Source organism: Kitasatospora sp. SUK 42, from assembly GCF_015776785.2.
Lineage (GTDB): Bacteria > Actinomycetota > Actinomycetes > Streptomycetales > Streptomycetaceae > Kitasatospora.
This window is the reverse complement of record NZ_LFMD02000007.1, coordinates 359,168-380,803: the sequence shown is the minus strand read 5'-3', so window position 1 is coordinate 380,803 and position 21,636 is coordinate 359,168. Positions and strand designations below refer to the sequence as shown.

Here is a 21,636-nt window from a genome sequence, read left to right as displayed (position 1 = left end):
CCGCGTTCGCTCCTTCCGGGCGGAGCGGGCGTATCCTTGATGATCCTGAACGGGCCGGTCCGCTCACCAGCGGGCCGGCCTGTGCCATCCCCGGGACGCCCCTGGGGCACTGCCGGAAGGACTCCCGCCATGACCACCAGCCCCACCGCCACGCGCATCCTCGACCACGGGGACGACCGCGGCCTGCAGGCGGTGCTGCTGGACATGGACGGGACGCTGGTGGACACCGAGGACTTCTGGTGGCAGGCCGAGGTCTCGCTCTTCGCGGAGCTGGGCCACCAGCTGGACGAGCGGGACCGGGCCCAGGTGGTCGGCGGTCCGATGACCCGGGTGATGGACTACCTGGTCGGCCGGACCGGGGTGGACATCGCCCCGGCCGACCTGGGCGTGCTGGTCAACCAGCGCTTCGTCGACCTGCTGGCCGGCGGCGTGCCGCTGATGCCGGGCGCCGAGCGCCTCCTCAACACCCTTGCCGCGCACGGCGTTCCGGCCGCCCTGGTGTCCGCCTCGCACCGGCACGTGATCGACATCGTGCTGCGCTCGCTGGGCGCCGAGCACTTCGCCTTCAGCATCGGCGGGGACGAGGTGCCGCGCACCAAGCCCTTCCCGGACCCGTACCTGGAGGCGGCCCGCCGGCTGGGCGCGGAGCCGGTCCGCTGCGTGGTGATCGAGGACACCCCGACCGGGGTGCGCGCGGGCGAGGCGGCCGGCTGCCCGGTGATCGCGGTGCCCTCGGTGGCGCCGATCGAGCCGGCGCCCGGGCGGCTGGTGCTCTCCTCGCTGGAGCAGGTCGACCTCGAACTGCTGCGTTCGGTGGTCGCCTCGCGGGTCTGAGGGCCCGTACCCGAGCCTCCCACGAATGTGATTGTCATCTCATTGCGGCCACACCCTACTCGTCGGTAATCGGCTGGGCCCGTCCGTCGTCCGGGGTCGCCCGGGGAGAAAACGGGCATTGGCTGACAACTCGTCGGGTGCCTCGTGCTGCCCCGAACTACCGTGTCCCAAACGTCATCTGCACGGGTATCGGTCGTCCGTGTTCGATATGGCACGCTACTCGGGTTCGTGCCACCCAGAAGGACGCTCCCGTGAAGACTTCAGCTGAACGCCTGGCCGTACTCGGTTGTGCCGGACTGGTCGCCGTGACGGTGGCCGGCTGCGGATCCGTCACCGACGCCGTGAAGGGGGACGGCGGCGGCAAGTCGGTCACCATGGGCACCACCCAGTTGACCGGCGTGCTGGACCCGGCGGCCGCCTACGACTCCGGCTCCTGGCTGCTGCTGCGCAACACCTTCCAGTCGCTGATGACCTTCCCGGCCGCCTCCAGCGCGCCCGCCCCGGACGCCGCGCAGTCCTGCGACTTCACCAGCGGCGACGCCAGCGAGTACCACTGCACCCTGCGGTCCGGCCTGAAGTTCTCCAACGGCCACCCGATGACCGCCCAGGACGTGGTGTTCTCGATCGAGCGCACCAAGAAGATCAACGACCCGACCGGTCCGGCCGCGCTGCTCTCCTCGATCAAGAGCGTCGAGGCCAAGGGCGACACCGAGGTGATCTTCCACCTGGCCACCCCCGACGCCACCCTCCCGGCCAAGCTGGCCGGCCCGGCCGGCGCCATCGTCGACCACCAGGCCTACCCGGCCGACAAGGTCGTCCCCAACGACAAGCTGATCGGCTCCGGCCCGTACCGCTTCGAGTCGGTCGAGACCATGAGCGGCGGCGGCACCGGCAAGCAGCTCTCCAAGGTCGTGCTGGCGCCCAACGACAAGTACGGCGGCGACGCCAAGCTGCGGAACAGCAAGTTCACCGTGCGGTACTTCGACAAGCCGGCCGACCTCAAGGACGCGCTGGACAAGGGCGACGTCGACCTGACCGACAACAGCCTGGAGCCGAACACCGCCGCCCAGATCCGGTCCGACCAGCAGGGCGGCAAGACCGACCTCCAGGTGGTCGAGGGCGACAGCAACGACACCCGCTCGCTGGTCTTCAACACCAAGGACCCGGTCGTCTCCAACGTCGCCGTCCGCCAGGCCGCCGCCGCGCTGCTCGACCGCAAGGCGCTCGCCCGCGACGTCTTCGCCCGCACCGTCCAGCCGCTGTACGCGATGGTCCCGGCCGGCGTCACCGGCCACACCACCGCCTTCTTCGACCGCTACGGCGACCAGGACGTGGCCAAGGCCAAGAAGATCCTCGCCGACGCCAAGGTCCAGACCCCGGTCAAGCTCACCCTCACCTGGGCCCGTTCGCGGGCCGGCAGCGCCGAGGCCGACACGCTCAAGAAGCAGATGGAGACCGGCGGCCTGTTCCAGGTGACGGTCCAGCAGGAGCAGGACTGGGACGCCTACCGCAAGGGCTGGGCCGACGGCAAGTACCAGGTGTACCTGATCGGTTGGTTCGCCGACTACCCGGACCCGGACAACTACATCGCCCCGCTGCTGGTCGACGGCGGTGCCTACCACCACGGCTGGGACGACCCGCGGATCAGCCAGAAGCTGGTGCCGGACGGCCTCAAGCAGGCCGACCGCAGCGCCGCCGCGGGCGGCTACGCGCAGATCCAGCAGATCGTCGCCGAGAACGTGCCGCTGATCCCGCTGTACCAGAACAAGGCCTTCTTCGCGGCCCGTTCGTACGTCACCGGCGTCGAGTCCACCGTCGACACCACCGGCTACTTCCGCTTCTGGGAGATCAGCCGGACGAACAAGTAGGGCGCGAACGGCGGCCCGCCCGCTTCCCCGTCAGTGCGAGGGGAAGCGGGCGGGCCGCCGTCACGTTTCTCCTTGGCGTTGCGGGCCGTTCGGCCCGCTACAGGGCGCCGGGCCGCACCAGCCCGCTCTCGTAGGCGTACACCGCCGCCTGCACCCGGTCGCGCAGCTGGAGCTTGGTCAGCACATGGCCGACGTGCGTCTTGACGGTCGTCTCGCTGACGAACAGTTCGGCCGCGATCTCCGCGTTCGACAGCCCGCGCGCCACCAGCTTCAGCACCTCCAGCTCCCGCTCGGTCAGCGCGCTCAGCGCCTGCGGCGGCGCCTCCTCGCCCGAGGGCAGCTTGGTGGCGTACATGTCCAGCAGCCGGCGGGTGATGCTCGGCGCCAGCATCGCCGCGCCGTCCGCGACCACCCGGATCGCCTGCACCAGCTCCTCCGCCGGGACGTCCTTCAGCAGGAAGCCGCTGGCACCCGCGCGCAGCGCCTCCACCACGTACTCGTCCAGGTCGAAGGTGGTCAGCACCAGCACCTTGGCCGGGCCGTCCCGCCCCGGACCGGCGATCCGGCGGGTCGCCTCGACGCCGTCCATCCTCGGCATCCGGATGTCCATCAGCACCACGTCGGGCTGCAGCGCGCGCACCTGGTCCAGCGCCTGCTGACCGTCGCCGGCCTCACCGACCACGACCAGGTCGGACTCGGCCTCCAGGATCATCCGGAAACCGGTGCGCAGCAGCGGCTGGTCGTCGACCAGCAGCACTCGGATCGTCACTAGGACTCCTTGCTCATCGGATCCCCCGTGGGATCGCTCTCCGATGTACGGGCCAGCGGAAGAGGATACGGCGGCGGGGTGCCGCCGAACTCCGGGCAGCTGGCCTGGTGGTCGCACCAGTCGCAGAGGCGGTTGCGGGTGGCCGGGAAGTCCCCGGTGGCCACCGCGTGGCTGATCCGCTCCCACAGCGCCTGCAACTTGCGCTCCACCGCACGCAGGTCGGCCTCGTCCGGGTCGTAGGTGACCACGTCCCCGCCCCCGCCGAGGTAGACCAGCTGGAGGCGCTTGGGGATCACCCCCTTCCAACGCCACACCACCAGTGCGTAGAACTTCATCTGGAACATCGCCTTGCCCTCGAAGTCCCGCGAGGGCGCCCGGCCGGTCTTGTAGTCCACCAGCCGGACCTCGCCGGTCGGGGCGACGTCCACCCGGTCGATGTAGCCGCGCAGCAGCAGTCCCGAATCCAGCGCGGTCTCCACGTACAGCTCCCGCTCCACCGGGTGCAGCCGGGTCGGGTCCTCCAGCCGGAACCACTGGCCGACCAGCTTCTCGGCGTCCGCCAGCCAGCGGGTGAGCGCCGCGCCGTCCGGGTCGTCCGGGAACAGCGAGCCCAGCTCCGGGCGCTCGCCCAGCAGCCGCTCCCACTGGGGGCGCAGCAGGCCCAGCGCCCGCTCCGGCGTCCGCTCGGTCGCCGGGCTGTCGAACAGCCGCTCCAGCACCGCGTGCACCAGCGTGCCCCTGGTCGCCGCCGAGCTCGGCGGCTCGGGCAGCCGGTCGATCACCCGCAGCCGGTACAGCAGGGGGCAGGTCAGGAAGTCCCCCGCGCGGGACGGGGAGAGCCCGGTCGGGGGCCCCGCCGGGCGCGCCGGGGCGTCGGCGGCACTGCTGGTCTCGGTCTGCTGCATGCCTACGACCCTATTGCCCTTCGCTGTCATCCCGCTGCCACCGTGCTGCCAGCCGGTCCCGGGGCGGCGAGGATCCGAGGGACGGGCCCTGAGTGGGTATGAAGGCAGACAGAGGGGCGCGCGGCACCGGATGGGCGCGATCACGTAGCGTGGGCGCACCGGGGACACGACGGGCGGGACGACCGAAGGGATCACGGTGAGCGACAGCAGGGGGCAGCAGACCTCCGACCAGCCACCGCAGGACGGCGGACGCCCGGGCGGGCAGCCGCCGGAGCGCGGCGGCGGCCTCCTGATGGGGCGGCCCTTCGGCGTGCCCATCTACGTCACGCCCTCCTGGTTCGTCATCGCCGCCCTGATCACCTGGGTGTTCGGCGGACAGCTCGGCGACGTCCTGCCGGAGCTCGGCGCGGCCCGCTACCTGCTCGCCTTCTTCTTCGCGGTCGCCTTCTACGCCTCCGTCCTGGTGCACGAGCTGGCCCACACCCTGGTCGCTCTGCGGTACCGGCTCGGGGTGCGGCGGATCCAGCTCCAGTTCTTCGGCGGCGTCTCCGAGATCGAGAACGAGGCCGAGAGCCCCTGGCGCGAGTTCTGGCTGGCCTTCGTCGGCCCGCTGCTCTCGCTGGTGCTCGGCGGCGTGTTCTACCTCGCGCTGGGCGCCGTCGAGCTGTCCACCGTGCCGGGGGTGCTGCTCACCGGCCTGATGGTCTCCAACCTGGTGGTCGCCGCCTTCAACCTGCTGCCCGGCCTGCCGCTGGACGGCGGCCGGATGCTGCGCGCCCTGGTCTGGGCGGTCACCGGCAAGCCGATGGCCGGCACGGTGGCCGCCGCCTGGGTCGGCCGGGCACTGGCGGTCGCCGTGCTGATCGGCCTGCCGCTGTTCAGCGCCGCCCGCGGGGTCGAGCGCACCACCACCGACACCCTGGTGGACGCGGTGCTCGCCGCCGTACTGGCCGCGATCATCTGGAACGGCGCCACCGGCAGCCTGCGCAACGCCCGGCTCAAGGAGGTGCTGCCCGGCCTGCGGCTGCGCGACCTCGCCCGCCGGGCCGTCGAGGTCACCGCCGACACCCCGCTCGGCGAGGCGCTGCGCCGTGCCCGCGAGGCCCAGGCCGGCGCGGTCGTCGTGGTGGACGGCCGGGGCGAGCCGATCGCCATCGTCCGCGAGTCCGCGGTACGGGCCGTGCCGGAGCACCGCCGCCCCTGGGTGGCGGTCGGCCCGCTGGCCCGCGACCTGGAGCCCGGGATGCGGCTGGACGCCGACCTCAGCGGCGAGGCGCTGCTGCGGGCCGTCCAGGCCACCCCGGCGGGGGAGTACCTGGTGGTCGAGGCGGACGGCCGGATGTACGGTGTCGCCGCGCTCACCGACATCGAGCAGCGGCTGACCGCCGCCGTCTCGGGACGGTGACCGGACCGTGGTCGGGGGGCGGTGCCCGCTTCCCTTAGGATTGTCCGCATGTCCGAACCGACCGGTGCCGCCCGCCGACGCGGGCCCTTCCAGGTCGGGGACCAGGTCCAGCTGACCGACCCCAAGGGTCGCCACTACACGTTCACGCTCCAGGCCGGGAACCAGTTCCACACCCACAAGGGTGCGTTCCCCCACGACGAGCTGATCGGCGCCCCCGAGGGCACGGTCGTGCGCACCACGGGGAACGTCCCGTACCTCGCGCTGCGCCCCCTGCTCCCCGACTACGTCCTGTCCATGCCGCGCGGCGCCGCCGTGATCTACCCCAAGGACGCGGGGCAGATCCTGGCGATGGCCGACATCTTCGCGGGCGCCCGCGTGGTCGAGGCCGGAGTCGGCTCGGGCGCGCTCAGCATGTACCTGCTGCGCGCCGTCGGCGAACACGGCATGCTGGCCTCCTACGAGCGCCGGCAGGACTTCGCGGACATCGCCCAGGGCAACGTCGAGCGCTACTTCGGCGGCCCGCACCCGGCGTGGAAGCTGACCGTCGGCGACCTCCAGGACAACCTGGTCGAGACCGACGTCGACCGCGTCATCCTCGACATGCTGGCCCCCTGGGAGTGCCTGGACGTCGCCTCCGAGGCCCTCGTGCCCGGTGGTCTCATCTGCTGCTACGTGGCCACCACCACGCAGATGTCCAGGACCGTCGAGGCGCTGCGCGAGCACGGCACCTTCACCGAGCCGCAGGCCTGGGAGACCATGGTCCGCACCTGGCACCTGGAGGGCCTGGCCGTCCGCCCGGACCACCGGATGATCGGCCACACCGGCTTCCTGCTCACCGCCCGCCGCCTGGCGGACGGCGTCGAGCCGCCGCTGCGCCGCCGCCGCCCGGCCAAGGGCGCGTACGGCGAGGACTACGACAACGGGGCGCCCGAGCCGTCCCTCCAGGAGCGCGCCGCGGCCCGCAAGGCCGCCCGCGGCACCGAGGCCGAGCAGCCCGAGCAGGACTGAGCCCGAACCGACGGGAAGGGGTGGTGCGAGCCGAGTGCTCGCACCACCCCTTTCGTTCGCCGTCCACCCCCGTGTGGGACGATGCTCCCGCACGCAGACCAGCTCCTGGAGCTCTGGAGGGGACGCCTGGTGGAGACCGCGGTCGGGACGACGGCGACGGCTGGACAGCAGACGCAGCAGACGCAGCAGACACCGCGGGGCCGCACCCGGCCCGGACACGCGCGCACTGCCCCCTGGCACTGGGCCCTCGCCCTGGCCGGCTGTGGAGCGGTGGTGGCCACCGCCCTCGCCGCCTCCCCGGCGACCGGCACCCCGGCACCCTCCCGCGGCGGCGCCCCCAAGGCCCTCGCCGCGAGCGCCGCCCCCGATCCCGCCAAGGCCCAACTGCCCATGGACTGCGGCCCGTTCCCGGTCAAGACGGTGCTCAGCGTGCCCGCCGAACTGGGCGACGGACGCCCCGGTACGGTCGTCGCCGCCCACTGCGCCACCGAGACCGGCACCCCGCCGGACTCCGTCTACCTGCTCGGATTCGGCCAGGGCGAGCGCCCAGTGGTCGTCGCCACCCTGCTGAACGAGCGCGAGAACCTCACCCTGAGCCGGCTCGCCGTCCGCTCCGACGGCGCCATCACCGGCCACGCGCAGGGGTATTCGAGCGAGGACGTGCCGCGCTTCCGGCCCGACGTCTCACTCGACCTCACCTGGACGCACAAGGGCGGCGACTGGGAACGCTCCCAGACCGCCGCCCCGGTCTCCGCCGTCTGACGGGTTATTCGGCGTCGGGCCCGTACACCTCGACCCGGTCGGCGGCCCGGCGCACGTGGATGCAGTCGCCCGGGCACTCCTTCGCCGAGTCCACCACGTCCTGAAGGAGCGTCAGCGGCACCGGGGCGGTCTCCCCGGGCTGCTGGCGCAGTTCGTCGTCCGGGCCCTTCACGTACGCCAGCCCGTCGATGTCCAGTTCGAAGACCTCGGGCGCGTACTGCACGCAGATGCCGTCGCCGGTGCACAGATCCTGGTCGATCCACACCTCCAGCTCCTCGGTCGCCGCCGCGGTCTGCTCCGTCACCGACATGTCTCCTGCCGTTTCTGTCCCGGGTCGCCCCTATTCCTGGAGCAATCCCGCCATTCGTACAACGATCGGACCCAGCACAGCGGTCGCGATCGGATATCACTTCGCTCGACGATACATCTGGCCCGCTTTGGGTGGTGTGCGCTGGGTATCCCCCTAGCAGAGGGGAAGCACGCTGGGGCGAAGATCGGACACGCCCGTTCCATCTTTCTTGATCTAGGGGTTTACGGACCCCTGGTCCCAGGTAGGGTCTGGAAGCGTCCAGCTCCCCGGAGGAGGTGAGGACCGTGGCAGCCCACGATGACGACTACAACCGCAGCACCGGCAGGCCCGCTCGTGGTTCCGACGAGGCCGCTCAGGTCTCGTACCTTGAGCAGGAAATCGCCGTTCTGCGCCGCAAGCTCGCCGACTCGCCGCGCAATTCGAGGATCCTCGAAGAGCGGATCGTCGAGCTCCAGACCAACCTGGCGGGCGTGACCGCCCAGAACGAACGACTCGCCTCCACCCTGCGCGAGGCCCGCGACCAGATCGTGGCCCTCAAGGAGGAAGTGGATCGGCTGGCACAGCCCCCGGCCGGATTCGGCACCTTCCTCGAAGCGAACGAGGACGGTACCGCCGACATCTTCACCGGCGGTCGCAAGCTCCGCGTCAACGTCAGCCCGAACGTCGCCCTGGACGAACTGCGCCGTGGCCAGGAGGTGATGCTCAACGAGGCCCTCAACATCGTGGACGCGATGGCCTTCGAGCGCATCGGCGAGATCGTCACCCTCAAGGAGATCCTGGAGGACGGCGAGCGCGCCCTGGTCCTGGGCCACACCGACGACGAGCGGGTGGTGCGCCTCGCCGAACCGCTGCACGGGGCGACGATCCGGGCCGGGGACGCGCTGCTGCTGGAGCCCCGCTCCGGGTACGTGTACGAGGTCGTGCCGAAGTCCGAGGTCGAGGAGCTGGTCCTCGAAGAGGTCCCGGACATCGACTACCGCCAGATCGGCGGCCTGAACAACCAGATCGAGCTGATCCGCGACGCGGTCGAGCTGCCGTACCTGCACGCCGACCTCTTCAAGGAGTACGAGCTGCGCCCGCCCAAGGGCGTGCTGCTCTACGGCCCGCCCGGCTGCGGCAAGACGCTGATCGCCAAGGCGGTCGCCAACTCGCTGGCCAAGAAGGTCGCGGAGGTCACCGGCCGCCCGCAGGGGAAGAGCTACTTCCTCAACATCAAGGGCCCCGAGCTGCTCAACAAGTACGTCGGCGAGACCGAGCGGCAGATCCGACTGGTCTTCCAGCGGGCCCGGGAGAAGGCGGGCGAGGGCACGCCGGTCATCGTCTTCTTCGACGAGATGGAGTCGCTGTTCCGCACCCGCGGTTCCGGCGTCAGCTCGGACGTGGAGAACACCATCGTCCCGCAGCTGCTGGCCGAGATCGACGGTGTGGAGGGCCTGGAGAACGTCATCGTCATCGGCGCCTCGAACCGCGAGGACATGATCGACCCGGCGATCCTGCGGCCCGGCCGCCTGGACGTCAAGATCAAGATCGAGCGCCCGGACGCCGAGGCCGCGAAGGACATCTTCTCCAAGTACCTCAAGGACTCGCTGCCGTTCCACCCGGACGACGTCAAGGAGCACGACGGCTCCGTCGAGGCCACGGTGGTCGCGATGATCCAGTCGGTGGTGGAGCGGATGTACTCCGAGACGGAGGAGAACCGCTTCCTGGAGGTCACCTACGCCAACGGTGACAAGGAGGTCCTGTACTTCAAGGACTTCAACTCCGGTGCGATGATCCAGAACATCGTCGACCGCGCGAAGAAGATGGCCATCAAGGACTTCCTCGACCACGGTCAGCGGGGCCTGCGGGTCTCCCACCTGCTCGCCGCCTGCGTGGACGAGTTCAAGGAGAACGAGGACCTGCCCAACACGACCAACCCGGACGACTGGGCCCGCATCTCCGGCAAGAAGGGCGAGCGGATCGTCTTCATCCGCACGCTGGTCACCGGCAAGCAGGGCGCCGAGTCCGGCCGCTCGATCGACACTGTCGCCAACACGGGGCAGTACCTGTAAACACGCGGTAACCCGGGCCGGCGACGGTCCCCGGAGCTGTACGCACACCGTCCGGCTGTGGCGCCTCGCGGCCCCGCAGCCGGACGGCGCGTCTCCGGGCCCGCCGGTCGGCGCCGGGTCCTAGGCTCGACCCACCGTCCGCGGGCAGATGTCCGGCGCCGGTGTTGTTCAGCGGTACGTCAGTGTGTTCCGCCCGCCGGGGGCGGCGCACCGGGCAAGGAGGGCCGCATGACCGTACGGCGCGTGATGGGCATCGAGACCGAGTACGGGATCTCCGTGCCCGGGCACCCCAACGCCAACGCCATGCTCACCTCGTCCCAGATCGTCAACGCCTACGCGGCGGCGATGCACCGGGCCAGGCGGGCCCGCTGGGACTTCGAGGAGGAGAACCCACTGCGCGACGCTCGCGGCTTCGACCTCGCGCGCGAGGTGGCGGACGCCAGCCAGCTGACCGACGAGGACATCGGCCTCGCCAACGTGATCCTCACCAACGGGGCCCGGTTCTACGTGGACCACGCACACCCCGAGTACAGCTCGCCCGAGGTGACCAACCCGCGCGACGCCGTGCTCTGGGACAAGGCCGGCGAGCGGATCATGGCGGCCGCCGCACAACGGGCGCTGGAGCTGCCCAACGGGCAGAACATCCACCTGTACAAGAACAACACCGACAACAAGGGCGCCTCCTACGGCACCCACGAGAACTACCTGATGAAGCGGGCGACGCCGTTCGCCGACATCGTCCGCCACCTCACCCCGTTCTTCGTCTCCCGCCAGGTGGTCACCGGCTCCGGCCGGGTCGGCGTCGGCCAGGACGGCTCGGCGCACGGCTTCCAGATCAGCCAGCGGGCGGACTACTTCGAGGTCGAGGTCGGCCTGGAGACCACCCTCAAGCGGCCGATCATCAACACCAGGGACGAACCGCACGCCGACGCCGAGAAGTACCGCCGGCTGCACGTGATCATCGGGGACGCCAACCTCTCCGAGATCTCCACCTACCTCAAGCTGGGCACCACCTCACTGGTCCTGTCGATGATCGAGGACTCCTTCATCGCCTCCGACCTCGCCGTCGAGCAGCCGGTGCGCACCCTGCACCGGGTCTCCCACGACCCGACGCTCAAGCACCTGATCACCCTGCGCAACGGGCGCAAGCTCACCGCCGTCCAACTCCAGCTGGAGTACTTCGAGCTGGCCCGCAAGTACGTCGAGGACCGCTTCGGCACCGACGCGGACGAACAGACGGTGGACGTGCTGGCCCGCTGGGAGGACGTCCTGGGCCGTCTGGAGCGCGACCCGATGTCGCTGTCCAGGCAGCTGGACTGGGTCGCCAAGCGGGAGATCCTGGAGGGCTACCGCAGCCGGGACTCCCTGGGGTGGGACAGCCCCCGGCTACAGCTGGTCGACCTCCAGTACAGCGACGTACGGCCCGAGAAGGGCCTCTACAACCGGCTGGTGGCCCGCGGCCGGTTCGACCGGCTGCTGACCGAGGAGGAGATCGAGAGGGCCGTCTCCAAGCCCCCGGAGGACACCCGGGCGTACTTCCGCGGGCGCTGCCTGGAGCAGTACGCGGAGCACGTCGCGGCGGCCTCCTGGGACTCGGTCATCTTCGACCTGCCGGGCCGGGACTCGCTGCAGCGGGTCCCCACCCTGGAGCCGCTGCGCGGCACCAGGAACCACGTCAAGGAGCTGCTGGACCGGTGCCGCACGGCGGAGGACCTGCTGCGCGTCCTGTCCGGCGGGTGACGTTGAGATCACCACGGGTGAACGTCCGCCGAATGGGAATCATCCGGGGTGGCAGCGGGTGTTGGACAGGAAGCGCCACCGGCAAACCGGGAGCGGCAGTCGCACCTTGTGTATAGGGTCGGTGCCAACCGGCAACGACCGACCGGCCAAACCGTGCCAGACGATTCGAGCGGGGTGAGGGAAATGGCGAGCAAGGACACCGGCGGCGGCCAGCAGCGGGCGAACCGCTCCTCCGAGGAGGTCGAGGAACAGGCCGCGGAAACCCAGAATTCCGACGACCTCAAGGAGCGGCAGGAAAAGCTGAGCGACGACGTCGACGCGGTGCTGGACGAAATCGACGAGGTGCTCGAATCGAATGCCGAGGATTTCGTGAGGGGCTTTGTCCAGAAGGGCGGGCAATAGCCCGTCCCCGGTATTCGGGAATTCACGGTCGCGACCGTCCTGGGCGGTCGGGCGGGATCGACCGCCCGGCCGCCCGGCACCGGCCCCTCCAGGCGTGGACAGGGATCGTCGGCGGGTAGGGTGCGGGCATTGCGCGCTTCAAGCTACCTGGAAGGAATCGTGTGGAAGCCATCACTCGTGGCACCGGGCGTCTACCGGCTGCCTTCCTGACCCCGGGGTCCTCCTCGTTCCTCGACTTCCTCGCCGAGCACCGGCCGGAGCTGATCCCCGGCCACCGCGGGCTCCCCGAGGGATCGGTGGTCGAGGCCCCGCACGGGACCACGATCGTGGCCGCGGTGTTCGACGGCGGCGTGGTGATCGCCGGTGACCGCCGGGCGACCATGGGCAACGTCATCGCCCAGCGCGACATCGAGAAGGTGTTCCCGGCCGACGAGTACAGCGCGGTCGGCATCGCCGGCACCGCGGGCCTCGCGGTCGAGATGGTCCGGCTGTTCCAACTGGAGCTGGAGCACTACGAGAAGATCGAGGGCACCACGCTCTCCCTGGAGGGCAAGGCGAACCGCCTCACCACCATGATCCGGGGCAACCTGGGCATGGCGATGCAGGGCCTCGCGGTCGTGCCGATCTTCGCGGGCTACGACCTGGACCTCGGCCGGGGCCGGATCTTCAGCTACGACGTCACCGGCGGGCGCTCCGAGGACCGGGGCTTCACCGCCACCGGCTCGGGCTCGGTCTTCGCCCGCGGCTCGATGAAGAAGCTCTACCGCGAGGACCTGACGGCCGACCAGGCCGCCACCCTGGCCGTCCAGGCGCTCTACGACGCGGCGGACGACGACTCCGCCACCGGCGGCCCGGACCTGGCCCGGAAGATCTTCCCGATCGTCTCGCTGATCACCGAGGACGGCTTCCGCCGGCTCACCGACGACGAGGTCGCGGAGATCGCGGTCGCCATCACCGACGAGCGCCTGACCCGGCCCAACGGCCCGCAGGCCCCGCTGATCTAGCCACCACCTCACAGGAAAGGGACGACCGCCGGTGTCGACACCGTTCTACGTCTCACCCCAGCAGGCCATGGCGGACCGTGCGGAGTACGCCCGCAAGGGCATCGCCCGCGGCCGCAGCGTGGTCGTGCTCACCTACGCCGACGGCATCGTCTTCGTCGCGGAGAACACCTCCCGGGCGCTCCACAAGGTCTCCGAGATCTACGACAAGATCGCCTTCGCGGCGGTCGGCCGCTACAACGAGTTCGAGAACCTGCGCATCGGCGGCGTCCGCTACGCCGACCTGCGCGGCTACTCCTACGACCGGGCCGACGTCACCGCCCGCGGGCTGGCCAACGTGTACGCCCAGACCCTGGGCACCATCTTCTCCTCGGTCGGCGAGAAGCCGTACGAGGTCGAGCTGATCGTGGCCGAGGTCGGCCGCACGAGCGACCACGACCAGATCTACCGGCTGACGCCGGACGGCTCGGTCGTGGACGAGAAGAACTACGTGGTGGTCGGCGGCAACGCCGACTCGATCGGGAACTACCTGGGCCAGCGCCACCGGGTGGGCATGGGCCTCACCGAGGCGGTGAGGCTCGCCGTGGACTCGCTCGCCCGCGACCCCAACGGCGGCAGCCCGCGCAGCCTCACCCCGGAGCAGCTGGAGGTCGCGGTCCTCGACCGCCAGCGGTTCCAGCAGCGCAAGTTCAAGCGGATCCTGGGCAACCAGCTCGGCCGGCTGCTCGACGGGGACCAGTCCGCCGAGGCGGACGACGAGGACAACCCGGCGGACGGCACGCCGGAGTAGCAGTGCCTGCGGAGTCCCGTGCGGCGGCCGGACCGCCGCCGTACGGGACTCCGGTGCCCCTGCGGCGGCCCAGTCGTCGTGGAGGCGGTTTCGGACAGCTCCGACAAGAATGGAGTGCTCATGGACCGCCGGATTTTCGGGCTGGAGAACGAGTACGGGGTGACCTGCACGTTCCGCGGGCAGCGCAGGCTGTCGCCGGACGAGGTGGCGCGGTACCTGTTCCGCCGGGTCGTCTCCTGGGGGCGTAGCAGCAACGTCTTCCTGCGCAACGGCGCCCGGCTCTACCTCGACGTCGGCTCGCACCCCGAGTACGCCACCCCCGAGTGCGACGACGTCGTCGAGCTGGTGACGCACGACAAGGCGGGCGAGCGCATCCTCGAAGGCCTCCTGGTGGACGCCGAGCGGCGGCTGCACGAGGAGGGCATCGCGGGGGACGTCTACCTCTTCAAGAACAACACCGACTCGGCCGGCAACTCCTACGGCTGCCACGAGAACTACCTGGTGGCCCGGCACGGCGAGTTCTCCCGGCTGGCCGACGTGCTGATCCCGTTCCTGGTGACCCGCCAGCTGATCTGCGGCGCGGGCAAGGTGCTCCAGACCCCGCGCGGCGCGGTGTACTGCGTCAGCCAGCGGGCCGAGCACATCTGGGAGGGCGTCAGCTCCGCCACCACCCGCTCGCGCCCGATCATCAACACCAGGGACGAGCCGCACGCGGACGCCGAGCGCTACCGCCGGCTGCACGTGATCGTCGGCGACTCCAACATGTCCGAGACCACCACGCTGCTCAAGGTCGGCTCGACCGACCTGGTGCTGCGGCTGATCGAGGCCGGCGTGGTGATGCGCGACCTCACCCTGGAGAACCCGATCCGGGCGATCCGCGAGGTCAGCCACGACCTCACCGGCACCCACCAGGTGCGGCTGGCCAACGGCCGCGAGGCCAGCGCGCTGGACATCCAGGAGGAGTACTACACCAAGGCCCTGGAGTTCGCCGACCGCAAGGGCATCAACACCGGCACCGTCGCCCAGGTCCTGGACCTGTGGGGCCGCACCCTGGAGGCCGTCCGCACCGAGCGCCTGGACGGGGTGGCCACCGAGATCGACTGGATCATGAAGTACAAGCTCATCGAGCGCTACCGCGAGAAGCACCAGATGAGCATGTCCAACCCGCGGGTGGCCCAGATCGACCTCGCGTACCACGACATCCACCGCCGGCGCGGCCTGTTCTACCTGCTCCAGGGCAAGGGCCAGGCGCAGCGGGTGACCACCGACCTCAAGACCTTCGAGGCGAAGTCGATCCCGCCGCAGACCACCCGGGCCCGGCTGCGCGGGGACTTCATCCGCCGGGCGCAGGAGCAGCGCCGGGACTTCACGGTGGACTGGGTGCACCTGAAGCTGAACGACCAGGCGCAGCGCACGGTGCTGTGCAAGGACCCGTTCCGTTCGGTGGACGAGCGGGTGGAGAAGCTCATCGCGGGGATGTGACCGCGGATGTGATCAAGGTGGTGACCGGCCCCGGTGGTGTCTACCGGGGCCGGACGCCTGCCGGGCATACGCTGTCCGTCGAGTCGGGAGAGCCGACTTCGACCGACAGTTAGGACCACCGTGCGCCGCACCGCCGGTTTGCTTCTCACCCTGCCGCTGCTGCTCGCGGTCGCCTGCAGCAGCTCGCCCAAGGCGGCCGGCCCGGCGACGCCGTCGACGGCGAGCGCCGCCCCCACGGTGCCCGCGCCGGTTGACGAGGCGTCGCCGATGCCGACCCTCTCGGACGGCGGATTCGGCAGCAAGGCCACCATCACCATTCCCGAGGGCCAGCCGCCCAGCGGCCAGTTCGTGGTGAACACCGTGACCGACGGCGAGCGGCCGGCCGTCAACAAGGGCGACTGGGTGACCGTCAACTACACGGCGAAGGACTGGACCACCGGCAAGGACCTGCCCAGCTCCTACGACCCGAGCGGCAAGCCGCAGCTGTACCAGGCCGGCAGCGGGCAGCTGGTGCCGGCGCTGGACCAGAGCGTGATCGGGAAGAAGGTGGGCACCCGGCTGCTGGTCGTGGCCCCGCCGGCGGCGGCCTTCGCGGACAAGGGCTCCAGCCAGCTGGGCGTGGGCCCGGGCGACACCGTGGTGTTCGTGCTGGACATCGTGGAGAGCCTGCCCCAGGACTCCACGCTCACCGGCGCCATGACCCAGCCGCCGGCGACGCTTCCGCAGGTCAAGGACAACGGCAAGGCGCCGGTCACGATCACCGTCCCGGCCGGGCAGGCCGCGCCCACCGACCTCCAGCAGTCGGTGCTGATCAAGGGCGAGGGCAAGCAGGTCAAGAGCGGGCAGACCCTGGTGGTGCAGTACACCGGGGTGCTGTGGAGCAACGGGCAGCAGTTCGACACCTCCTGGACGCACGGCGGCGCGCAGGCGGTGCAGATCGGCACCGGCAGCGTGATCGAGGGCTGGGACAAGGGACTGGTCGGGCAGAACGTCGGCAGCCGGGTCCTGCTGGTGGTGCCGCCGGCGCTCGGGTACAAGGACCAGGCGCAGGGCGCGGTGCCGGCCAACTCCACGCTGGTGTTCGTGATCGACATTCTCGAAGCGGTCTAGGAACTGGCCCGGGGGATTCCGTAGTCTTGGGCGGACGCGTACGACGTAGCGTCCGCCCTCATCCTGAGCTGCCATACTGCCCTCGCGCTTGTGGCCGGCGCCGCCCGGCGCCACGGTCCGGGCGGGCGGTGCGACGGCAGGCCGGCGCTCACCACGCCGGGCGCAGACCTGGAACACCTCGTGGCGAGATGGATGGGGAGTCATGACTGAGAAGACGCCGAGCCCGGGCGGGGCCGGCACCGCGGCGAACGACGGCTCTGCGGGTGACCCGGCCGACGCTCGTCCCGGCGGCCCGATCGCTGGGGACCGCGAGTCGATCGTCGTCCCCCCGGCGATCCTGGCGCAGCAGGCCGGCTGGGCGCAGCCCGGTGACGCGCCGCGCGCGGCGGCCGGGACGAAGACGGACGAGGACGCCCCGCAGATCTTCGCCAGCAACGTGCGCAAGGCCGACAGCTCGGAGGCCGGGTACGACGAGAACCCGCCCGGTGTGGGCAAGCTGGGTGTGATCCTCGGCACGGTGCTCGCCCTCCTGCTGGTCGGCAGTGGCATCACGCTCTACATGGTGAACAAGGACGGCTCCAAGGACGACGCCTCGGCCGCCAAGCCGGACGCCGCCAAGACCGCGCCGCCCACGCCGACCGCCGAGCCGGTGCCGCCGGTCAAGGACAGCGCCAAGGTGCTGCCGACGGTCACCGGCGAGTTCGGCAAGAAGGCCGACATCCAGGTGCCGGGCGAGGCCTCCGACGGCTCCTTCGTGGTGAAGGTGCTGTCCGAGGGCAGCGGCCCCAAGGTGGACAAGAACTCCTGGACCTCGGTGGACTACACCGCCAAGGACTGGAACACCGGCAAGGACATCCCGAGCTCGTACGACAACAACGGCAAGCCGCAGATCTTCCAGGCCGGCACCGACGCGCTGATCCCGGCGCTGGACCAGGCCGTGGTCGGCAAGAAGGCCGGCAGCCGGCTGCTGGTGGTGGCCCCGCCGGCCGCCGCCTTCGGCTCGCAGGGCAAGCCGGACATGTCGATCGGCGCCAAGGACGACCTGATCTTCGTGATCGACATCCGCAACGCCAACGCGCCCGACTCCGTGGTGAGCGGTACGGTCACGCCGCCGCCGGCGGACTTCCCGCAGGTCAAGGACAACGGCAAGAAGCCGGCCGAGATCACCCCGGTGGCCGGGGCCAAGGACCCGACCGAGCTGAAGACCCACGTCCTGATCAAGGGCACCGGGCCGGCGGTGGAGAAGGGCGAGAAGGTCGTCGTCCAGTACACCGGCGCGCTGTTCAAGGACGGCAAGGTCTTCGACTCCTCGCTCAGCAAGGGGCAGGCCTTCTCCTTCCCGGTCGGCGGCGGCCAGGTCATCCAGGGCTGGGACCAGGGGCTGGTGGGCCAGACCGTCGGCAGCCGGGTCGAGCTCGTGATCCCCGCCTCGCTGGGCTACGGGGACAAGGGCCAGGGCGACATTCCGCCCGGCGCGACCCTGGTCTTCGTGGTGGACATCCTGGACGCCGGTCAGGGCTGATCCACTTTCGGGTGACAATGGTGGGCGTGTGACCTTCGGGTCCGGCCGCGTGGCCGGACCCTGACGGGCGGCGGGCGCCCGTACTGTGGTTCGCCAGGACTCGTCGTCCGGGCGGACCGGGTGCGGGCGCCCGCCGCTTGGTCGTGACAGCAACACGAATGTGAGAAGAGGGACTGTGAGCGTCAACCTCAACGAGAAGCCTGAGATCGACTTCCCGATCGGCGACGCCCCGGCCGAGCTGAAGATCCGCGACATCGTCGTGGGCGACGGCGACGAGGCCAAGCCGGGCCAGGTCGTCAGCGTCCGCTACGTCGGCGTGACCTTCGAGACCGGCGAGGAGTTCGACGCGAGCTGGAACCGGGGCACCGCCGCGTTCCAGTTCCCGCTGGGCGCCGGCCGGGTCATCAAGGGCTGGGACCAGGGTGTCGTCGGCATGAAGGTCGGCGGCCGCCGCGAGCTGACCATCCCCTCGCACCTGGCGTACGGCGGCCAGTCGCCGACCCCGGCCATTCCGCCGCACTCGACCCTGATCTTCGTGGTCGACCTGCTGGCCGTCTGAGCCCGCTGTGACCGTGGGCCGGACCCCTTCGGGGGCCCGGCCCGCGGGCGTTCCCGGGGTGTTCGTGGACGCGGCTTTTGCAGCGCGTACCGCTACCGGTACGGTCGGTCCCGCCGGGTGAGCACCGCCCGGTTGGCGCACCCCGCGCGCGGCGCGGCACACCGGAAGGGTCAGCGATGGCGATCGCCAAGGCAGAGCGGCTGATGAATCTCGCCCTGTGCCTGATGAACACCAGACGTCCGCTCTCCAAGAAGGAGCTGCGGGAATCCATCGAGGCGTACCGCGAGGCCTGGCAGAACAGCAGCGAGGACGCCTTCAACCGGATGTTCGAGCGGGACAAGGACGACCTGCGCGAGCTCGGCCTGGTGATCGACGTCGACGAGAGCGCCCTGGACGGCGAGCTGGGCTACCTCGCCCGCCCCGACCGCAACCGGCTGCCCGAGATCGCGCTGGACGCCGAGGAGGCGGCCGCGCTGACCCTGGCCGCCCGGGTCTGGCAGCAGGCCAAGATGTCCGGTGCGGCCAGCGGCGCGCTGCAGAAGCTGCGCGCGGCCGGGGTGCCGTTCACCGAGGCCGAGGGCCGTCCCGCCCTGGAGCCGCGCATCCCCGCCCGGGAGGCCGCGTTCGAGCCGCTGCTCACCGCCGCCCGGGACCGCCGTCCGGTCACCTTCGAGTACCGCAAGGCCGGCGCCGCCGTCGTCGAGCAGCGCAGCGTCGAGCCGTGGGCGCTGGAGTGCTGGCGCGGGCACTGGTACCTGGCCGGCTACGACCGCGACCGCGGCGACGCCCGGGTGTTCCGGCTCAGCCGGATCACCGGCAAGGTGCGGGCCAGGAGCGGGGCCTTCCTCGGGACGGTGCCCGAGCACGTGGACGTGCGGGCCACCGTGGCCAAGTTCGCCGGGGAGGGTGCCACCGCCACCGCGACCGTCCGGGTCCGCCGGGGCGCGGGCTTCCCGCTGCGCACCAAGGCGCTCGCCAGCACCCGGGTGGACGAGGGCTGGGACGAGCTGGAGATCCCGTACGGCAACGGGCTGGGCGCCGACCTGGCGGAGTTCGGGCCGGACGTGCTGGTGCTCGGGCCGGAGGAGCTGCGGGCGGATGTGGTCGACCGGCTGCGGGCGGTCGCGGGGCTGGACTCGGAGGACGTTCGGGCATGAGCAATGCAATCGACCAGACGCGACGGATGCTGTCGCTGGTCACCTACCTGCGCGAGCGGCCCGGGGCCGAGGTCGCCGAGGTGGCCCGGGCCTTCGGGATCAGCGAGCGCGAGCTGATCGGGGACCTCAACGTGCTGCCGATGTGCGGCACCAGCTTCCGCGGCGGTGACCTGCTCGACATCGACACCGACGGCGAGCGGATCTGGTGGCACAACGTGGACGACGTGGCCCAGCCGCTGCGGCTGGCCGCCGACGAGGCCACCGCGCTGCTGGTGGCCGCCCGCGCGGTGGCCGGGCTGCCGGGCCTGCGGGCCGGGGACCGGGAGGCGCTCACCCGGGCCGTCGCCAAGATCGAGAACGCGGCGGGGGAGAGCGCCGAGGGCAGCGCCCGGGTCGGCGTGACCTTCGAGGCGGAGAGTCACGTCTTCGCCGACATCGACCGGGCGCTCAGCGAGGGCCGCCGGCTCTGGCTGCGCTACTACTCGCACGGGCGCGGCGGGATGACCGAGCGCGAGGTCGACCCGATCCGGCTGCTCACCGAGGGCCACACCTACCTTGAGGCCTGGTGCCGCACCTCCGAGGACCACCGGATGTTCCGGCTGGACCGGGTCGCCGAGATCCGCGTCCTGGACGTCCCGGCCGACCCGCCCCGGCGCGAGCCGCGCGACCTGAGCGGCGGGCTGGTCAACCCGGCGGCGGACGACCCCGAGGTGGTGGTGGAGGTCTCCTCCGGCGGGCGCTGGGTCGCCGAGTACTACACCCACGACCGGGCCGAGGAACTGCCCGACGGCGGGCTGCGGATCACCCTGCGCAGCGCCGACCCCTCCCAGCTGCGCCCGCTGGCGCTGCGGCTGGGCCGGGACGGCCGGATCGTCTCGCCGCCCGACCTGGCCGGGCAGGCGCGCTCGGCGGCGCGGGAGGCGCTGGCCGCCTACGGGGAGGGGCGGGGCTGAGCGGTGGAGCCCGGGACCAGATTCAAGGTGTACTGCTCGGAGTGCCGGGAGAAGGTGGAGCTCCCGGCCGAGGAGTTCCGGCTGACCCTCGGTCGAACCCCGGCGCAGGCGCACTACAGCTTCGGCTGCCCGCTCTGCGGGGCCGCGGTCCGCAAGCCGGCCGGGGAGAAGATCGTCGAGGCGCTCACCGGGGCGGGGGTGCGCACCATGCGGCTCGTCCCGGTGGAGGGGTGACCCCCGTATAGGGTGGGCGCATGTCCTGGATGCTCGTCGCCGCCGTCCTGCTCGCCACCGCGGGCCTGCTGGTCCTCGGGGTCCTCGCGATCCGGCTGTGGCTGGACGTGCGGGCGCTCGCCAAGGGCGTGGACGCGGCCTCGCGGGCGCTGGCCGAGGCGGCCGGGGACCTGGCCTCGGCGGTGCCGACCCGTTAGCACACCCTGGCATCTGGGGGTACGGGGACTGCTGCGCGGGGGTGGGGGCGGGTTACGCTCTCAGATGGCTCCTGAACTGCGGACCGGGGCCGCTTGTCCTGTTCGGACGGCCGTCGTCGGGGCGTCATCCGCGGCGGTTACCATCCGCGGCGGACGGCCTGTCGGGCCGCGGAGGCTGAAGGTGGTCGGCGCATGCGCTTCTCGATGACCGCGATCGTGGTGGTCGTGGTGTTCGCCATCGTGCTGTTCGGGGCCAAGAGGCTGCCCGATCTGGCGCGCTCGTTGGGGAAGTCGATGCGGATCCTCAAGAGCGAGGCCGGGGCGATGCGCTCGGACGGCGAGCCGGACGCGGGCGCGCCGCCCGTACCGCCGGGGACGGCCGGTTCGGAGCAGCCGCCGGCCAGGGCCGTGCAGGCCGCTCCGGGCGCGACGGCCACGGCCCGTTCGGTGGCGGAGCCGACCGCCGGGCCGACTGCCGAGTCGACCGCCGAGTCGACCGCCGGGCAGGCCGCGCCCGACGGCGAGCGTCCGCGCTGAGCGCGGCGCACGTGACGCACGCGATGTACGCGACCACGGA

22 protein-coding genes are annotated in these 21,636 nt (G+C 71.3%); 19 read left to right on the top strand and 3 right to left on the bottom strand.

Annotated elements, in window-relative coordinates:
- Nucleotides 1–129 precede the first annotated feature (129 nt).
- Together RZ50_RS23400 and RZ50_RS23395 are read left to right on the top strand one after the other, a co-directional pair.
- Nucleotides 130–834, top strand: a complete 705-nt coding sequence (locus RZ50_RS23400; RefSeq protein ID WP_196946766.1) for an HAD family phosphatase — start codon at nucleotides 130–132, stop codon at nucleotides 832–834.
- 251 nt (nucleotides 835–1,085) lie between these two features.
- Entirely contained in the window at nucleotides 1,086–2,702 is a 1,617-nt protein-coding gene (locus RZ50_RS23395; protein WP_196946767.1) for an ABC transporter substrate-binding protein, read from the top strand.
- A 97-nt stretch (nucleotides 2,703–2,799) separates the two neighbouring features.
- On the opposite strand, the gene RZ50_RS23390 is transcribed toward RZ50_RS23395, so the two are convergent.
- Together RZ50_RS23390 and RZ50_RS23385 are read right to left on the bottom strand one after the other, a co-directional pair.
- Complete coding sequence (locus RZ50_RS23390; RefSeq protein WP_063346919.1) at nucleotides 2,800–3,471, bottom strand: response regulator transcription factor; 672 nt, start codon at nucleotides 3,469–3,471, stop codon at nucleotides 2,800–2,802.
- Entirely contained in the window at nucleotides 3,471–4,376 is a 906-nt protein-coding gene (locus tag RZ50_RS23385; RefSeq protein ID WP_254803027.1) for a RecB family exonuclease, read from the bottom strand. The genes RZ50_RS23390 and RZ50_RS23385 overlap by 1 nt, the downstream gene beginning before the upstream one ends.
- 190 nt (nucleotides 4,377–4,566) lie before the next feature.
- Between RZ50_RS23385 and RZ50_RS23380 the strand changes: the two genes are divergently transcribed.
- The 3 genes from RZ50_RS23380 to RZ50_RS23370 all read left to right on the top strand — a co-directional run bounded on the left by RZ50_RS23380 (nucleotide 4,567) and on the right by RZ50_RS23370 (nucleotide 7,551).
- Nucleotides 4,567–5,781 (top strand): site-2 protease family protein, encoded by a 1,215-nt coding sequence (locus tag RZ50_RS23380; protein WP_374199993.1) that lies wholly within the window; start codon nucleotides 4,567–4,569, stop codon nucleotides 5,779–5,781.
- Between the two features lie 48 nt (nucleotides 5,782–5,829).
- Nucleotides 5,830–6,789 carry a tRNA (adenine-N1)-methyltransferase gene (locus RZ50_RS23375; RefSeq protein ID WP_196946769.1) on the top strand — a complete coding sequence of 320 codons (960 nt, stop codon included), beginning with the start codon at nucleotides 5,830–5,832 and terminating at the stop codon, nucleotides 6,787–6,789.
- Between the two features lie 81 nt (nucleotides 6,790–6,870).
- Entirely contained in the window at nucleotides 6,871–7,551 is a 681-nt protein-coding gene (locus RZ50_RS23370; RefSeq protein ID WP_196946770.1) for a hypothetical protein, read from the top strand.
- Between the two features lie 4 nt (nucleotides 7,552–7,555).
- Here RZ50_RS23370 and RZ50_RS23365 read toward each other — a convergent pair whose 3' ends face one another.
- On the bottom strand, nucleotides 7,556–7,861 hold the full coding sequence (locus RZ50_RS23365; RefSeq protein ID WP_196946771.1) for a ferredoxin: 306 nt from the start codon (nucleotides 7,859–7,861) through the stop codon (nucleotides 7,556–7,558).
- A gap of 284 nt (nucleotides 7,862–8,145) precedes the next feature.
- Here RZ50_RS23365 and arc point away from each other — a divergent pair, with 284 nt between their 5' ends.
- The 14 genes from arc to tatA all read left to right on the top strand — a co-directional run bounded on the left by arc (nucleotide 8,146) and on the right by tatA (nucleotide 21,596).
- On the top strand, nucleotides 8,146–9,912 hold the full coding sequence (arc, locus tag RZ50_RS23360) for a proteasome ATPase (protein ID WP_196946772.1): 1,767 nt from the start codon (nucleotides 8,146–8,148) through the stop codon (nucleotides 9,910–9,912).
- Between the two features lie 228 nt (nucleotides 9,913–10,140).
- Nucleotides 10,141–11,652, top strand: coding sequence for a depupylase/deamidase Dop (gene dop, locus RZ50_RS23355; RefSeq protein WP_196946773.1), 1,512 nt, complete (start codon nucleotides 10,141–10,143; stop codon nucleotides 11,650–11,652).
- A 183-nt stretch (nucleotides 11,653–11,835) separates the two neighbouring features.
- Nucleotides 11,836–12,054, top strand: a complete 219-nt coding sequence (locus tag RZ50_RS23350) for a ubiquitin-like protein Pup (RefSeq protein ID WP_031069167.1) — start codon at nucleotides 11,836–11,838, stop codon at nucleotides 12,052–12,054.
- A gap of 161 nt (nucleotides 12,055–12,215) precedes the next feature.
- Nucleotides 12,216–13,058, top strand: coding sequence for a proteasome subunit beta (gene prcB / locus RZ50_RS23345; RefSeq protein ID WP_196946774.1), 843 nt, complete (start codon nucleotides 12,216–12,218; stop codon nucleotides 13,056–13,058).
- Between the two features lie 31 nt (nucleotides 13,059–13,089).
- Nucleotides 13,090–13,845, top strand: coding sequence for a proteasome subunit alpha (gene prcA / locus RZ50_RS23340; protein WP_196946775.1), 756 nt, complete (start codon nucleotides 13,090–13,092; stop codon nucleotides 13,843–13,845).
- 120 nt (nucleotides 13,846–13,965) lie between these two features.
- Complete coding sequence (gene pafA, locus RZ50_RS23335; protein WP_196946776.1) at nucleotides 13,966–15,327, top strand: Pup--protein ligase; 1,362 nt, start codon at nucleotides 13,966–13,968, stop codon at nucleotides 15,325–15,327.
- Nucleotides 15,328–15,447: 120 nt separating this feature from the next.
- Nucleotides 15,448–16,437, top strand: a complete 990-nt coding sequence (locus tag RZ50_RS23330; RefSeq protein WP_196946777.1) for an FKBP-type peptidyl-prolyl cis-trans isomerase — start codon at nucleotides 15,448–15,450, stop codon at nucleotides 16,435–16,437.
- 202 nt (nucleotides 16,438–16,639) lie between these two features.
- On the top strand, nucleotides 16,640–17,959 hold the full coding sequence (locus RZ50_RS23325) for an FKBP-type peptidyl-prolyl cis-trans isomerase (RefSeq protein ID WP_196946778.1): 1,320 nt from the start codon (nucleotides 16,640–16,642) through the stop codon (nucleotides 17,957–17,959).
- Nucleotides 17,960–18,134: 175 nt separating this feature from the next.
- Nucleotides 18,135–18,518, top strand: a complete 384-nt coding sequence (locus RZ50_RS23320; protein WP_196946779.1) for an FKBP-type peptidyl-prolyl cis-trans isomerase — start codon at nucleotides 18,135–18,137, stop codon at nucleotides 18,516–18,518.
- A gap of 176 nt (nucleotides 18,519–18,694) precedes the next feature.
- A complete protein-coding gene (locus RZ50_RS23315; RefSeq protein WP_196946780.1) occupies nucleotides 18,695–19,675 on the top strand; it encodes a YafY family protein in 981 nt (326 codons plus the stop codon).
- Nucleotides 19,672–20,628, top strand: a complete 957-nt coding sequence (locus tag RZ50_RS23310) for a YafY family protein (RefSeq protein WP_196946781.1) — start codon at nucleotides 19,672–19,674, stop codon at nucleotides 20,626–20,628. Before RZ50_RS23315 ends, RZ50_RS23310 begins: the two co-directional genes overlap by 4 nt.
- 3 nt (nucleotides 20,629–20,631) lie before the next feature.
- On the top strand, nucleotides 20,632–20,862 hold the full coding sequence (locus RZ50_RS23305) for a hypothetical protein (RefSeq protein WP_196946782.1): 231 nt from the start codon (nucleotides 20,632–20,634) through the stop codon (nucleotides 20,860–20,862).
- A 20-nt stretch (nucleotides 20,863–20,882) separates the two neighbouring features.
- Entirely contained in the window at nucleotides 20,883–21,059 is a 177-nt protein-coding gene (locus RZ50_RS23300; protein WP_196946855.1) for a hypothetical protein, read from the top strand.
- Between the two features lie 192 nt (nucleotides 21,060–21,251).
- Entirely contained in the window at nucleotides 21,252–21,596 is a 345-nt protein-coding gene (gene tatA, locus RZ50_RS23295) for a Sec-independent protein translocase subunit TatA (RefSeq protein ID WP_196946783.1), read from the top strand.
- Nucleotides 21,597–21,636: the final 40 nt, after the last annotated feature.